The organism is Psychrobacter sp. Ps4 (assembly GCF_022129285.1).
GTDB lineage: Bacteria > Pseudomonadota > Gammaproteobacteria > Pseudomonadales > Moraxellaceae > Psychrobacter > Psychrobacter immobilis_A.
This window is the reverse complement of the sequence record NZ_JADQAK010000014.1, coordinates 47,489-63,440: the sequence shown is the minus strand read 5'-3', so window position 1 is coordinate 63,440 and position 15,952 is coordinate 47,489. Positions and strand designations below refer to the sequence as shown.

The following is a 15,952-nucleotide window of genomic DNA, read 5'->3' as shown; positions in this document are numbered from 1 at the left end:
CAATCGAGTTAGTCTAAAATACCCACTGTCATAAGTAGCTACATTATTATCAGCATATATACCTTTTGTACGCTTAATTACAACTGGGTTATCTATATTGTGAAATCTATTACCCTCTATAGTCACATTTTTACAGTTCTCAACGTATATACCAGTAGACATTAAAACCCCTATACTTTAAAAAAAGTAATACTGAAAAACACTCAAAACTTATTTAGCTATTATTATTAAAAGATTTAATAATAGCTATACTTATAGCACAAAAAACCCCGCATCATCATGATACGGGGTTTATTTTTATCTTACTAATTAGCTTTAAAGCAAATATTAGGTCAACTGAGCAACGTTAATTTTGTCGGCTTCTTCAGTATAAGAATCCATACGATCGAAGTTCATGTACTGGTACACTTCCTCGCCCATGCTATCAAGCATACCAGCATACTGCTGATATTCTTCGTTGGTTGGCAACTTACCAAGTACCGCTGCTACGGCTGCAAGCTCTGCAGAAGCTAGATATACGTTAGCGCCTTGACCTAGACGGTTCGGGAAGTTACGGGTTGACGTCGATACCGCAGTAGATTTCGGTGCGATACGTGCTTGGTTACCCATACATAGTGAACAACCTGGCATTTCAGTACGAGCGCCGGCTTGAGCGTAGATGTTGTAGTAACCTTCTTCCATCAACTGACGCGCATCCATCTTAGTCGGCGGCGCAATCCATAGACGAGTTTTCAAACTACCTGCTGGTACGTCTTGTAGCAGTTTACCCGCAGCGCGGAAGTGACCGATGTTGGTCATACAAGAGCCAATGAATACTTCATCAATGGTATCGCCAGCGACATCAGCCAATGTTTTTGCATCGTCTGGATCATTCGGGCAGCAAAGGATAGGCTCTTTAATCGTGCTCATATCGATAGTCATATCGATGGCGTATTCTGCATCAGCATCAGCACGCAATAGGCTTGGGTTCGCTAGCCATTCTTGCATCTGCTCAATACGACGGCTAATCGTACGCGCATCGCCATAGCCTTCTGAGATCATCCACTTAAGTAGCGTGATGTTTGAGTTTAAGTACTCAGTCACCGACGCTTCAGACAAAGTGATGGTACAACCAGCAGCACTACGCTCAGCTGAGGCATCAGACAATTCAAACGCTTGCTCAGCGGTTAAGTTTTCAAGACCTTCGATCTCTAAGATACGACCGTTGAACTCGTTGATTTTACCTTTTTTATCAACCGTCAATAGACCTTCTTTGATCGCTTGATAAGGAATCGCATGCACCAAGTCACGTAGTGTGATACCAGGTTGACGTTCGCCAACGAAGCGTACACGGACAGATTCAGGCATATCAAGTGGCATAACACCAGTCGCTGCGGCAAATGCTACTAAACCAGAACCTGCTGGGAATGAGATACCCATTGGGAAACGCGTATGCGAGTCACCACCAGTACCAACGGTATCTGGAAGTAGCATACGGTTCAACCAGCTATGAATGATACCATCACCAGGACGTAAGCTTACGCCGCCACGGTTCATGATAAAGTCAGGTAGTGTATGCTGAGTCTCAACGTCAACTGGCTTTGGATAAGCGGCAGTGTGACAGAATGACTGCATTACTAAGTCTGCTTGGAAACCTAGGCAAGCCAAATCTTTTAGCTCATCACGAGTCATCGGACCAGTAGTATCCTGCGATCCTACAGTCGTCATTTTAGGTTCACAGTACATGCCCGGACGTACGCCCTCTAGACCACAAGCTTTGCCGACCATTTTTTGCGCTAGAGTAAAACCTTTACCCGTATCAACTGGCTCTTCTGGCTTAGCAAAGATATCTGAATGTCCAAGACCCATGTACGCGCGGGCACGATTGGTCAAACCACGACCAACGATCAATGGAATACGACCGCCAGCACGAACTTCATCAAGCAATGTTGGTGAGTTCAATTTGAACGTAGACAACACTTCATCTGAATCATGCTTAGTGATTTTGCCTTCATACGGATAGATGTCAAACACATCACCCATGTTTAGGTTATCAACCGCTACTTTTTCGATTGGCAATGCGCCAGAATCTTCCATAGTATTAAAGAAGATAGGAGCAATATTGTTACCAAGTACTAGACCGCCGCCACGTTTGTTTGGCACGTTAGGGATATCATCGCCCATGAGCCACAATACTGAGTTGGTCGCAGATTTACGGCTAGAGCCTGTACCGACGACATCACCAACATAAGCGAGTGGATGGCCTTTCTCTTTTAACGCCTCGATTTGCTTCATTGGACCGACAACGCCCTCTTCGTCAGCAGTGATGCCGTCGCGAGAGTTTTTGTGCATAGCCAATGAATGCAATGGGATATCAGGACGGCTCCACGCATCTTGCGCAGGCGATAAGTCATCGGTGTTGGTTTCGCCAGTCACTTTAAACGTCGTGTAAGTCGTCTTTTCTGGTACAGCATCACGGTTCAAAAACCATTCAGCGTCAGCCCAAGATTGAACCACTTCTTTAGCGATAGCATTGCCCGCTTCTGCTTTTTCAGTCACGTCATTGAACGCGTCAAACACCAGTAACGTCTTTTTCAACGCTTCAGCAGCGTCTTGTGCCACTTCCACGTCATCCAGTGCCGCAACCAATGGTTGAACGTTGTAGCCACCTTGCATCGTGCCTAGGATTTGAACCGCTTTTTGCTTGCTAATAAGTGGTGAAGAGGTTTCACCCTTAAGGATCGCTGCTAAAAACGCCGCTTTAACGTAAGCCGCTTGGTCAACGCCAGCAGGAATACGGTTTTCTAGCAGGTTCATCAAGAACGCATCTTCGCCTGCTGGTGGGTTCTTTAGTAATTCGACCAACTCTGCTACTTGTTTTTCATTCAGTGGTAGCGGAACCGTTCCTAGCTCAGCACGTTCTTCGACATGTTTACGATAAGCTTCTAACACAATAGTCGTCCTCGTCAGTTGGGAGTATTAGTACATTACGTGGGTAGTCAGCATGACCGCCTGCGTCTCTATACTAGATGGAATAATTATTGGTGCAATCATAGCTTAAAACGCCCTAAATGTTAATGGCTCAGCCTTTAAAAGGCTCATAAAGCGGTTATAAAGGGCTCATATTGAACATTTATTATATAAATAGTACCATCAACAATATGATTGAGCAGCCTTGCACAATCGATATACAGCTTGTCATTTTAGTCAAGCACCCCTCGATTTATGATTAAATAAAGACGCTGTGACTGCTAGACGCTTTGTAGGATATTATTTGATAAAATATTCTTTTGAAAATAGCATGTGGAAAGATAGCGCTTGAAAAAACAGCTTTTATTAACTATATATTAAATGAATAAACATTAAGGATAATGATATGGATAGTAGTGCAATGGAAAACAAAAATAGAGAAAATAGCGATATAAAGAGTAACGCTAATTATCAAAACGGTCTCAAAGTTCGCACCGAGGTCATGGGTGAGGCACATGTCAAACGCTCACTGGATACAGCGACTGGATTTACCCAACCATTACAAGACTGGATTATCGAACACGCTTGGGGCAGCACATGGCAAGATGACTCAGTATTGCCGCGCAAATATCGCTCATTAATCACCATTGCTTTTTTAATTGCGCAAAAAAGCCCAACTGAGCTAAAAGGACATATTCGAGGCGCTATCAATAATGGTGCTAGTGTCGCTGAGATTCGAGAAGTACTCATGCACAGCTTACCCTACTGCGGCGCACCCGCTACCCAAGAAGCGTTTCGTGCTGCCATAGAAATCCTGAATGAGTTGGATATTGATATAGATATTTAAAACTACGGTTGCGAGACAAACCATAGTAGCCTTAATGATCCACCTCAAAATGATCAGTTAAACATTATTCATTGAAAATTAGCCCCTAAGTTTCTGCTATAATGTCCTCACTCACAACACATTCTAATAATTCCATAAACCCTTATGCTATAAAGGGTTAAGAGATACTTTATTATGACAACTGCCGTACAAACGCATGTACCTGCTGCTAAAGCCAAACCAAAAAAAGCCATTCAAGGCGAAAAACTACGTGGCTATGACAAAGTTGCCCGTATCCCAATTAAAGTGATTCCGACCATCGAGGCTAAGAAAAAGCCAGATTGGATTCGGGTTAAAATGTCCTCGCCCGCTGAAGTGGCTCGTATCAAAGCCACCTTGCGCGAGCAAAAGCTCTATACCGTTTGTGAGGAAGCAGCTTGCCCTAACCTGCCACAGTGCTTCGCTGATGGTACCGCGACCTTTATGATCATGGGTGATATCTGTACCCGTCGCTGTCCGTTCTGTGACGTCGGTCATGGCCGTCCTAATGAGCTAGATGCAGATGAGCCGCGCCACACTGCCGAGACTATTTTAGGTTTGCAGCTTAAGTATGCGGTAATCACCTCTGTGGATCGTGACGATCTAAAAGATGGCGGCGCGATGCATTTCGTTGAAGTGCTCAATGAATCTCGCGCACTTAGCCCGAATTGCCTCATTGAAATATTGGTGCCTGATTTCCGTGGTCGTATGGATATCGCGCTAGACTTGTTAACTGAAACACCGCCAGATGTCTTTAACCATAACATCGAAACCGTGCCTCGTTTATATAAAGCCTTCCGTCCAGGTTCTGATTATCAGCATTCGTTAGATTTGCTCAAACTCTATAAAGAGCGGCGCCCTGATATCGCGACCAAGTGCGGTTTTATGGTTGGCCTTGGCGAAACCGAAGAAGAAATCTATGCTTTGCTTGATGACCTAAAAGCACATAACGTGGATATGATTACGGTTGGTCAGTATCTGCAACCCAGTAAAAACCACGCGCCTGTCGATCGCTATGTCCATCCAGACGAGTTCCAGCGTTATATGGATTATGGTAAAAAAATTGGCTTCTTTAACATTTGGGCAGGCCCAATGGTACGCTCAAGCTATTTTGCCGATCGTCAATATTACGGCGAAGACTGCCCAGCGCCAATCCGTAGCAAAAAAGCATTGGCAGCAGAAGGCAAACTTGGCTGCTAAGTGTCGGGGTTTAATGAGCTAATACTTAAAAATTAAGTTAAGCATGTAAAAAGGGTGAATAACATAAACTGTTATTCACCCTTTTTTTAGCTTTAATAGATTTTTAAAACCTTCAACCGCAACGTCTTAAATGGTTAAAGTTGGCGTTGGTTCGCCACTGTTTCTAGTATTAAGGATGGCGATAGCAATAACGATCATGCCACCCACTAGACCAGTCGTTATTCCAGGATAGATTAATAGCAAAGCTCCGATTGCCAAAACAACGCGTGTTACTGGGCTCATATCGCTTTTAAAATAACCCTCTAATGCTGCACTAAGCGCGAGAACACCCGTAATTGACGTCAATACTACCGTGACAATATCGATAATAGGTGGTAGCGGGAAGTCCTTAGCAGTTACCGCAAGCCCAGTAGGATCAATCATTAACATCGCTGGACTATAGATAAACATAAACGGCACGATAAATCCGGCGAGTGCCAGTTTGAGCGATAAGAACCCTGTCTTCATCGGATCGCCACCAGATATACCCGCACCAGCAAAGGCGGCTAGACACACGGGCGGTGTAATATTGGCAAAAATACCAAAGTAGAAAACAAACATGTGCGCCGACAAAATTGGAATATCAAAACCAGCTAAGGCTGGTGCTGCCATCGTTGCCGTAATAATATAGGCAGGAATAGACGGCAGTCCCATGCCCAATACCATCGAGGCAAGCATGGTCAAAATGAGTGTGAAAAATAACGATCCTGCACCAAGTGTGACAATTGATGAGGTCATCACCGTTCCAAAACTGGTTAGACTCACTACTCCGATGATAATACCGACGACTGCACAAGCTGCCATTACTGCGAGCGACTGGCGTGCGCCATCTTCTAATGCACCTAAAATGTCAGAGAAACCCATTCTAGTCTCTTTACGCAGCATACTAACTACGACAGTAAAACCAATGGTATAAGCCGCTGCATAACCGACGGGCACATTTCTGATTAATAAGAAAATCAAAAATACAATCGGTAGCAGCATATGACCGCGGGCTTTTAACACTTCTTTCACGGCTGGTAAGCTTTCTTTAGCGATACCTTTTAGATCGCGACGACCAGCGCGAAAATGTACCTGCGCAATGACGCCCAGATAATACAATATCGCTGGCAATAAGGCCGCCAACGCAATTGTGCTATACGGCAAGCCTGTTGTCTCCGCCATGATAAAGGCACTCGCGCCCATAATTGGCGGTAATATTTGCCCGCCAACAGAGGCACTTGCCTCAACGGCACCCGCAAAATCTTTGTGGTAACCAACCTTTTTCATGAGTGGAATGGTAAAGGCACCAGTACTGACCACGTTTGACAAAGCAGAGCCATTAATACTACCCATAAAGCCACTAGAAATCACTGCTACTTTTGCCGGACCACCTTTTTTGTGACCCGCGATTGCCAATGCCAAATCATTAAACAGCTGTCCCATCCCTGAGCGCGCTAAGAATGCACCAAAAAGAATGAATAAGAAGATAAAAGTGACCGATGCACCAATCGCAACAGAATATAAACCTTCCGTTTTTAAGAATAATTGACCAAAAATATCACCCATATCATAAGGACGAGTCAGTAACCGGTCTGGCATAAAATCCAAATGGCTGACAAACGGATACGCCAAGAATATCCCTGCCAATATCGGTAAAATCCAACCTGTGATACGGCGACTGCCTTCTAATACGCAGACCACCGTAATCAGCGAAAATATCACATCCATCTGATTGGCCATACCGCCACGTGAGGTCACGATATCTTGATATTCATATATCAGATAAGCCATGCCAGACAATGAAAGGGCAAACCAAATCCAGTCATACCATGCCACGCGCTGACGGCTGCTTTTTTTACTTGCGGGGAAAATTAAGAAAATTAAGGCAAAACCAATGCCCACGTGTACAGAGCGCTGTAGCAGCGCTGGCATGGGATTAAAGGTGATATATAAATGAAACAGTGAATATAAAATGCAAAGTCCAGCGATAAAATACTTCACTGGTCCTTGAGTGATGTGCCTTGTGATGGATTCTCTATCATACTTTTCTAATATGGCTTTATTGTGGGCTTGCGCCTCAAGTTCAGTGTCGACCTGAGTATCAGCATCCGTGTTGGAATGTATAGGCAAGTCGTTATTGATATGGTGATCTGACATCGTTGTCACATTATTGTGATCCATCACTTGGGAGTTCATGACACAAATCCTTGTTAAATCTATCAATGAAACCATACGTTTTCGGCATGATCGTTACTTCAGAATAGTCTGGCACCCAGCGATGAATGAGCATCTGGTAATTACCATAGTCAATCTCACCTTTGGTAAGCCGTGAGACCACCCAATTAAGCTTAGGCAATTTCTCATTGATTTGATAACCCAGATAGCCAGGTTTTTGTATCGTAGCAAGCGCTTCGGTTGAGGGTGTGCCCGCCCCAAAAGCCTCAAAATAAGTGGTGGTCAGCAGCAATTCAGCGTCTTCTGTACTGCTGCCGTCTATACGTTGGTATTGCTCTTCCCACCATTGTTTTTCTACAGAGTGTATCCAGCGCAATTGAAAATTTGGCTCGACAAAGTAGCAAACTTTATCATTAGCGCCATCAACGCCTGCAACACGCACTTCCACCACAGGCTGACGAACAAAGAGATGCCATAGCGTAAAAAAAACCAGCGCGGCAATGCCTACCACGCCAATCAATAACCCTAAACGCTTATTTAGCTGCTTGCTCATCATAGTACTTTTTAGCGCCAGGATGGATAGGTGCGACCATACCTTCACGAGCGGTTGCTAAGCTAATATCATTAGCCGCTTGGTGCGCTGTTTTTAGACCGTCTAAATTGTCAAATAACGCTTTGGTCAGCTTGTAACCATCTGCTTCAGACAACTCAGAGCTAACCAATAGAGCATTCATGATTGCTGCGGTTGGAATCGCGGCGTCATTGCCATAAGTGCCAGCAGGAATCTCAAAGGTCTTAAAGTAAGGCTTAGTCGCAATGATTTCTTTTAGCTTGTCTTGATTGATGGTGATTAATTGTAAGTCTAAGCCCTGCTCTAGCTCCATCAATGAAGAGTTTGGCAGACCACTACTAAAGAAAGCCGCTTCAATTTTACCCGCTTTCATACCGTCCGCTGCTTCCGCAAAGCCCAAATAGTCAACGGTAACATCATCATATGTGATACCAAACCCTTCTAATAGCGTCCGAGCATTTACTTCTGTGCCAGAGCCTTGATCGCCCACAGCGATGCGCTTACCACGTAAGTCTTCAATATTTTTGATGCCAGATTTTTTGGTGGTGACAATTTGCACCACATTAGGATACAAAACTGCAATCTGTTGGATGTTGGTTATCGGCTTATCAAAGTTGTTTTTGCCTTCGACCGCGTCGGTGACGACATCACTAAGCGCCAACACCATGTCAACCTTTCCTTGGGTCAATAGATTGACGTTTTCGACTGAAGCGCCAGTGGTTTGCGTTTTTGAGTTGACCCCAAAGGTTTTGACATAGACCTCTGATAATGAAGTGCCGATGATGTTATAAGGGCCAGATGCTCCGCCAGTGGCGATGGTAAGAAACTTGGTGTCAAGCTTGTCGGCGGCAGTGTCAGTGGCAGCGCTATCTGTTGCCGTACTGTCAGTACTTTCTGAACTTGGTGATGAGCATGCCGTCAGACCTAAAGTGGCGCTTAACATTGCTGATAAAAGTAACGGGGATTTTAGAGAGTTGAGCATTGAATTCATCCTTGAAATAATCGAGTTAATACACTTAACGGCATCAATATATCAATAGTGATGCGTTACAGACCTGTAATAATATAGCAATTCTTGCTATAAATAAACTGCCATCCAGATTCCCTCTACACTCATACTTGATATGCGAAGCTATTTAAGTAAAGGAGCAGCCGTTCTTGTAATGAATCAAGAGCCAAATATAGTTTTGCTATGCGGAACAATGTTTCATAATACAATTCATTTAAACAAAGTCTGTGTCTATTGTAAACCTTTATAATCATCTAAATATAAACGAGGTTATTTGACCAAAAAATACTGACATAAAATGACTAGATGGTAGCTCTTAATGCACTTTTACCATACTGTAGGATTGATTATATTTTATATATATAAACCCTAAGCGGTTATCTTGTAAGGCAGCTCACTTAAAGTAGATCCTATCTAAATTTATAAATTCGTCACCACATATCTTGGCAACGTTATCTGTTACTCTAAAAATAGGGAAAACCTTTATGACAATATCTAGTGTAGAAAAGTCAGCGGCAGTATCGGTATCGGTATCCGCTGATATCGCCATCATTGGCGGTAGCGGTCTTTATCAGATGCAAGATTTAACCAATAAACGCAGTGTCAGCATATCGACGCCTTACGGCAAACCCTCTGATGATATTGTCTTAGGTGAATTGAATGGCGTAAAGGTCGCTTTTCTAACTCGTCATGGTCAAGGTCACAAACTCACCCCTTCCGAAGTGCCTTATCGAGCTAATATTTATGCGCTAAAAACCTTGGGGGTACGCTACGTCATTTCGGTATCGGCGGTGGGATCACTAAGAGACGCGCTTAAGCCCTTAGATATGGTCATTCCCGATCAAATGATCGATATGACTAAGTATCGAAAAAGCAGTTTTTTTGGGGAAGGTGCAGTAGCACACGTCGCGATGGCTGATCCTTTATGTCCTAAAGTCGCGGATATTCTAACGCGTGCTTATACTCAGGCGCAGATAGCCGAAGGTCAATGTCATGCAAAAGCCACGTATATCTGTATCGAAGGGCCGCAGTTTTCCACTCGTGCAGAGTCACACTGGTATCGGCAGATGCAAGCGGACATCATCGGTATGACCAATATGCCAGAGGCTAAGCTTGCTCGTGAAGCAAGTATGGCTTACGCAACGCTAGCATTGGTCACAGACTTTGATAGTTGGCACCCTACCGAAGAAGCCGTTAGTGCAGACTATGCCATAAAAAACCTAATGAAAAATGCTGAAAATGCTCAAGCAGTGATTAAGCAGGCGGTCACCCTACTAGCAGCAGAACAGCCTGACTCTATTGCCCATACAGCTTTAGCTCAAGCGTTAGTCACGCCAGTAGAGACGATGAGTGAAGAGACTAAAACCAGACTTTCAGCAATATTGCCTTAGCCATATCAGTTTATGATTACCAAAAAGCTATCGAACTATAATCAACCTAATAGGGTCAACAAAATAGCTCGATGGCTTTTTCATACCTAAAAACCTCGAATGATAAGGCGTTCTCAATTCTCAATAACTTTATAACCATCAAGCCAGCCATTTGGTAAGTAACACAAATCTTCAGGCTCATCAATATCAGGCAAAGGCGCTAACAACACTACAGACCAGCTCAATTCTGCCAAGCGCTGTTGAGTAACCTTTGCTACGCTCGCCGTACTCCATTCGATAGTGCTAAATAAGCGAGCAGCAACTTGCTTAAAACCAAAAAGCACATAACCACCATCAAAAGCGGGAATCATGACGCTATCTTGTGTTTCTAACTGCTGGGCAGCCTGTCGCATACAAATGGTTGTAAGACTCGGACAGTCCGTACCTATCAAGATAACGTGCTCGAAACATGTTAATGCTTGCTGACTGGCGGTTAACATACGCAAACCCAAATCACCATCTGCTTGTGCTGACCATTGCAGCGAGTCAGGCAAACCAAGCGCTTGCCAGCATGGATCTGTTGGCGCAGGACTGACGCATAACTCAACCGTGAAGCCAGTGGCGACGGCTTGTTCTATACTATGCAATAGTAGTTTATGCGCCATTTGCGCCGCACCTTCAATACCAAGAGCCGGCTGCAAGCGCGTTTTTGCCATACCCTGTGCGGGGAATTTGGCGAAAAGGATAATACAAGTTTGTTGGTTTTGATTCATGGTAAGAGCTTATTCTTTGTAAGAGCTTATTCTTTTATTTATAATAACGCGCTTTGATATTATCAGTTGATACGCCGCGCCAGTAATCAAAACGTAGATGCCACATCAAAATAATCGTCCGCCAAGTGCCATGCTGTTGCCAGCGTCTTGCTGATGTGATGACTTTACTTTTTAAACAAGCAGGTTTAGCAATACCTTTTAACTGTTTACAAAGCTCGACATCTTCCATCAACGCTTGGTTAGGATAGCCATCGATTTGCTTAAATAAAGACTGGCTAATAAAAATAGCTTGGTCGCCTGTCGCGATTCCGCTCAACCGTGAGCGCCAATTAATCATTTGACTGACCAATCGCAGTGTCGGTTGACGACTGGCTATTTGCACATCAAAACGTCCCCACTCTGCCCGTTTCATCGCTTTAGAAACGCTATCGATAGCGTGCAGTGGCAATTGCGTATCGGCATGCAAAAAAAGTAATACCTCACCAGTTGCTAACGCTGCACCTGTATTCATTTGCAGCGCGCGCCCTGCTTTAGACTCAGTCATTTGCCAATCAATTTTACGATCATTATCAGGCATTAACTCATTAATAAAACTTCGGATCATGGCAATAGAATCATCGTTTGAGCCACCATCAACCAATATTACTTGCTGCGGTTTTGGATTTAACCTATTGATATTATCAAACAATAAAGGCAAATTATCTGCTTCATTGAGTACTGGAATAATTATCGAAACCTTAGCCATCACAATTAGCAGCGCTCGCTTTTATTTTTTATTACCATTATTTCTTATTAAGGTTCCAATTATAATTGGTATAGCCAATCTTCGTTTTACCCGCTTTTAGATCAGTGGTTTGCGACTTATTAAGCCCTAAAGACGAGCTGTAACGAGCCAAAAACCCTTCTATATTATTCGTACCGCGCCAGTTGGTTTCAAAGTCTTCTTTATACCATTTAAAAATTGGCGATATCTCTAACGTATTACCTTTGAGACGGTTGCGACTGCTATCCGCAAGGAATTTACTCGTCACTTGCTCTAATTGTTTATCTAATTTACTCCCTGTAAAAGCATCATTTAATAGCGCAGGACAGCCGATGCTCGCACAGTTCACCGCAAAGTGAATACGCGGTTCGTTGTAGCGTTTGGAGCCACGGATTAGATTGTGCTCGATATCATCAAGCGAGCGCTTCTTGCCTAATAGCGTGATAAAATCTTGTTTCCATGGCGAACCAAATATTCCACCAATATCTTTAATCGACTTGATGTTAGGATATTTAGTCAAGACTAGCTCTACAGTGCCAGCGTTATAGACGTTGATCAAAAATGCCAATTGCTCATCTTTACTCCAAGCGTTAAATTCCGACTGGCTGACTTTACTAGTCGCCGCCATATAGCTATCAAGCTTGCTCTTATCCGCTTTCATACCATTATAATTAACGACAGAGGCTTTGCCACCATTGGTCATGGTGACGTTTTTATTAAGTAAGCTATCCCAAGTGCTATGATTAAAATCCGCATAACTTGCCATACTGGCTAACAGTATAGAAGTGGTCACTGCCCTTTTGATTAATAAACCACTACTTAAAAAAAGGCTTTTACTATTAAGTCTTGTACTATTAAATACTGACATGATTGACTCCGGTGAAATCGAGGATATTTCTTCTATCGTCTGATCTGTTGTCTCTTCTTCTAGCGCACCACCGCAGCTACTTCCCTGCCCCGCCGTACAGCCATAGCAATGATCTGCAATGGCAATGTCATCGCCAGCAGGATTTTGCGTTAATAAATCGCTTAGATGCCGACGGGACTTGTTGGGCACTGGCATCTCTAATTGCTGGTTAAAGTCACAATCAAACAACTCTCCTAACCAATTAACGCTGATGGTCGATCGGCACATGACTTCGGTTAAATTGGCAGCCACGTAATTGGCTTTGAGCAAATCCATATAGGGATAGAATTGGTTTTTAGCCAATATCACCGCACCAAAACGCTGAATGGGCATATTGGTCAAGGCAAATAACTGATCAAATTCGATATCAAAATGCGCTTTTAACTCGCGCTTATAATCCGCTTCAAGCTGCTGTTGATTGGGCGGCAGCGTCGCTCCTTGCGGGTTATAAACGAGGTTGAGCGTTAAGTTTGAACCCACTTTGCCGTAGCCAAGCGCATTGAGCTTATGCAATCCCAATATACTGTCATCAAATGCGCCCTTGCCGCGCTGCTTATCGACATTTTCTAATGAATAACATGGCAGAGAAGCCACCACTTCGACCGCATTATCTGCCAAAAACTGCGCCATGTCCTCATACCCTTCTTCCATCAGGATAGTCAGATTACAGCGATCAATTACTTTTACACCCAAGGCACGTGCGCTTGTAACCAAATACTTAAAGTCTTCGTGCATCTCAGGCGCACCGCCCGTTAAATCAAGCGTCTCGATATTTTGTGCTTGCAAGACTTCTAGAATCAACTCAACAAGCTCACGCGACATCATCTCTGTGCGGTAAGGACTGGCAGCCACATGACAGTGGACGCAGGACATATTGCATAAGTAACCCATATTGACCTGTAGCGTGGTTAACTCACGACGTTTGATCGCTGGGAAATCCGTGTGCTCGAGTAATTCGATAGTTGATTTCATAATGGTATAAAACCCTGTTAGTAGCACCTCTAAAGCAAAAAGGATGACGCAAAAATAAAAGGTTAAAAAAGAAAAATTCACACGCAAGCAATTGCTTTTTATGACTATTTCATAAAATTATCATCTCATTTTTAGCCTTATCACTTTACGCTTTATCTAATTAATCATACCTGATTGTGAAACAATATTGACAACTAATATCGTGATTTTCATCTTTTATGCCAAATGAGCATGACGTCTCGTAGGATGTCATACAGCACTTGTCAATTTGGCTTTTAAGATATTATATTCAGCAGCTTTATAGATCGACCTTCTCATCCAATTGGCAATACCACAGTTGTCAGTGCAAAACTCTTAAATAGCATTGACCGCACAAGGCTTTATCGCTAAATTGGTTGCAACATTCCTATCTTTTAAAACAACATTCACTGATAAAATATGAATACTTTTAGAATATAGAAAGCCCACCACGTACCAATGCTTATGACACACGGATGTAAGCATCAAATCACCTTTAAGGATAACGTAATGAATATGAGCACATTACTAAAACCAACTGTACTGAGCATTGGATTAATGAGTGTCATAGGTTGCACTACCATGCAGACTGCGCCCAAGGATATGAGCAACTCAGCAACTGTCTATTACAATGGCAACATCATCACGATGGAGGGCGATCAGCCACAAATGGCTGAAGCCTTAGTCACCCAAGCGGGCAAGATTGCCTATGTGGGCAATTTACAAGAGGCGCAATCGAAATATAAAAATGCCGCGCAGATTAATCTACAAGATAAAACCTTATTACCCAGCTTTATCGATCCGCACAGTCATTTTGATATGGTGTCGAACACCATGGGTCAGGTCAATCTCAACCCGCCGCCTATCGGTCAAGTCGATAGTATTCCCAAAATGATGCAAACGCTAAAAGAGTATAAAATAGACAATAACATTGCTGATGGCGACTGGATCTTTGGTTGGGGTTATGATGAAACTCAGCTCGCTGAGGGGCGTCATCCGACCAAAAGCGAGATTGATAAAGTATTGCCAAACAATCCAGTGTATTTACAACACACAAGTGGTCACATGGGCGTGGCAAACAGCAAGGCGCTGGCCATGATGAATATCACTGCTGACAGTAAAAATCCACCAGGCGGTAATATTGCTCGAATTAAAGGCTCTAATGAACCAAACGGTCTCGTACAAGAAACGGCGATGTATCCGTTCGTGCGCAATATGCTAGAAGTGTTAGCGCCGAATCAAGGCAAATTCTTTGAGCAGACGCAAGATTATTATGCAAAGAATGGCATAACGACGGCACACAATGGCTCAACGGCTCGAAACACTATTCAGTTTTTTCAAAAACAAGCTGATGCAGACAAACTTAAAATTGACTTGGTCGCACTGGCAGGAGTGAGTGACTTAGATGAGAATTTGGCTGATAAAAACTTCGTCTGGAAAACCTATCAAAACGGTTTTAAAGTACAGGGTACCAAAATCGTTGCAGATGGCTCGCCACAAGGCAAGACCGCCTATTTTAGCCGACCTTATCTCACGCCAGTTCCAGATTGTGAAAAGGACTGCCGTGGTTTACCAAGTGTCAGCCAAGATCAGCTGAACGAGATGTTTGTCAAAGCCTATGCTCGTGACAATCAACTCTTTATCCATAATAATGGTGATGGCGCAACCGATATGCTCATCAAGGCACACGAGTATGCGGTCAAAAAGACTGGTCAAGCAGCTGATAAAGATCGCCGTACTGTGCCCATTCATGCTCAATTTGCCCGACCTGATCAGCTAGCAGCATTCAAAAAGTACAATATGGTACCGTCCTTCTTTACCAACCATACTTACTTTTGGGGAGATGTACACGTTAAAAACTTAGGTAAAAAACGTGCCGCCTTTTCAAGCCCGATTGCCACTGCTGATAGAATGGGACTTAAATATACCAATCACTCTGATGACACAGTGACACCTGTTGACCCGCTATTTACAGTCTGGTCAGCAGTCAATCGCACTTCGCGCTCAGGTAAAATCATTGGTAAAAATGAGCGAGCGACGCCGTATCAAGCGTTAAAGGCCATTACCAGCAATGCCGCTTATGAGTATTTTGAAGAAAACAGCAAAGGCACTTTGACGCCCGGAAAACTGGCTGATTTGGTTATCTTGGATGCCAACCCATTAACCATAGAGGCAAGCAAGCTCAAAGACATCAAAGTCATCACAACCATTAAAGAAGGTCAAACGATTTACCAACATCCAGTACAATAGTTCATGGTAAGCGCCGTATAATAAGCCAAATTTTAGCAGGCGATTTCAAATTGTCATGCCTGCTATTCATTAAGATGATGAACCATTAAAGCTATTTATTAAAAACATT

General features: G+C 43.4%; 11 protein-coding genes. 4 read left to right on the top strand and 7 right to left on the bottom strand.

The features are described 5' to 3' along the window. Window positions 1-327 precede the first annotated feature (327 nt). Complete coding sequence (acnB, locus tag I3252_RS09455; RefSeq protein WP_238035013.1) at window positions 328-2,931, bottom strand: bifunctional aconitate hydratase 2/2-methylisocitrate dehydratase; 2,604 nt, start codon at window positions 2,929-2,931, stop codon at window positions 328-330. Between the two features lie 424 nt (window positions 2,932-3,355). Here acnB and I3252_RS09450 point away from each other — a divergent pair, with 424 nt between their 5' ends. Then, window positions 3,356-3,796 carry a carboxymuconolactone decarboxylase family protein gene (locus tag I3252_RS09450; protein WP_238035012.1) on the top strand — a complete coding sequence of 147 codons (441 nt, stop codon included), beginning with the start codon at window positions 3,356-3,358 and terminating at the stop codon, window positions 3,794-3,796. A gap of 174 nt (window positions 3,797-3,970) precedes the next feature. Beyond that, window positions 3,971-5,014, top strand: a complete 1,044-nt coding sequence (gene lipA / locus I3252_RS09445) for a lipoyl synthase (RefSeq protein ID WP_238035011.1) — start codon at window positions 3,971-3,973, stop codon at window positions 5,012-5,014. A 126-nt stretch (window positions 5,015-5,140) separates the two neighbouring features. Here the strand turns inward: lipA and I3252_RS09440 are convergent, their stop codons facing one another. From I3252_RS09440 to I3252_RS09430, 3 genes are read right to left on the bottom strand one after another with little or no spacing between them, the layout of a single operon-like run. Further along, on the bottom strand, window positions 5,141-7,231 hold the full coding sequence (locus I3252_RS09440; protein WP_238035010.1) for a TRAP transporter permease: 2,091 nt from the start codon (window positions 7,229-7,231) through the stop codon (window positions 5,141-5,143). Then, entirely contained in the window at window positions 7,203-7,763 is a 561-nt protein-coding gene (locus I3252_RS09435; protein ID WP_238035009.1) for a DUF1850 domain-containing protein, read from the bottom strand. Before I3252_RS09435 ends, I3252_RS09440 begins: the two co-directional genes overlap by 29 nt. After that, a complete protein-coding gene (locus I3252_RS09430) occupies window positions 7,744-8,763 on the bottom strand; it encodes a TAXI family TRAP transporter solute-binding subunit (RefSeq protein WP_238035008.1) in 1,020 nt (339 codons plus the stop codon). The genes I3252_RS09435 and I3252_RS09430 overlap by 20 nt, the downstream gene beginning before the upstream one ends. Before the next feature lie 512 nt (window positions 8,764-9,275). On the opposite strand from I3252_RS09430, the gene mtnP reads away from it, so the two are divergent. Continuing rightward, the gene (gene mtnP / locus I3252_RS09425; protein WP_238035007.1) at window positions 9,276-10,181 is read left to right on the top strand and encodes an S-methyl-5'-thioadenosine phosphorylase; all 906 of its coding nucleotides are present in this window, start codon (window positions 9,276-9,278) and stop codon (window positions 10,179-10,181) included. 113 nt (window positions 10,182-10,294) lie between these two features. Here the strand turns inward: mtnP and I3252_RS09420 are convergent, their stop codons facing one another. Genes I3252_RS09420 through arsS form a run of 3 tightly spaced genes read right to left on the bottom strand, consistent with a single transcriptional unit; the run spans window position 10,295 to window position 13,575 of the window. After that, a complete protein-coding gene (locus tag I3252_RS09420) occupies window positions 10,295-10,933 on the bottom strand; it encodes a TIGR04282 family arsenosugar biosynthesis glycosyltransferase (protein WP_238035006.1) in 639 nt (212 codons plus the stop codon). 34 nt (window positions 10,934-10,967) lie between these two features. Next, window positions 10,968-11,678, bottom strand: a complete 711-nt coding sequence (locus I3252_RS09415) for a TIGR04283 family arsenosugar biosynthesis glycosyltransferase (RefSeq protein WP_238035005.1) — start codon at window positions 11,676-11,678, stop codon at window positions 10,968-10,970. 37 nt (window positions 11,679-11,715) lie between these two features. Beyond that, a complete protein-coding gene (gene arsS, locus I3252_RS09410; RefSeq protein WP_238035004.1) occupies window positions 11,716-13,575 on the bottom strand; it encodes an arsenosugar biosynthesis radical SAM (seleno)protein ArsS in 1,860 nt (619 codons plus the stop codon). 534 nt (window positions 13,576-14,109) lie between these two features. On the opposite strand from arsS, the gene I3252_RS09405 reads away from it, so the two are divergent. Further along, on the top strand, window positions 14,110-15,843 hold the full coding sequence (locus I3252_RS09405) for an amidohydrolase (RefSeq protein ID WP_238035003.1): 1,734 nt from the start codon (window positions 14,110-14,112) through the stop codon (window positions 15,841-15,843). Window positions 15,844-15,952: the final 109 nt, after the last annotated feature.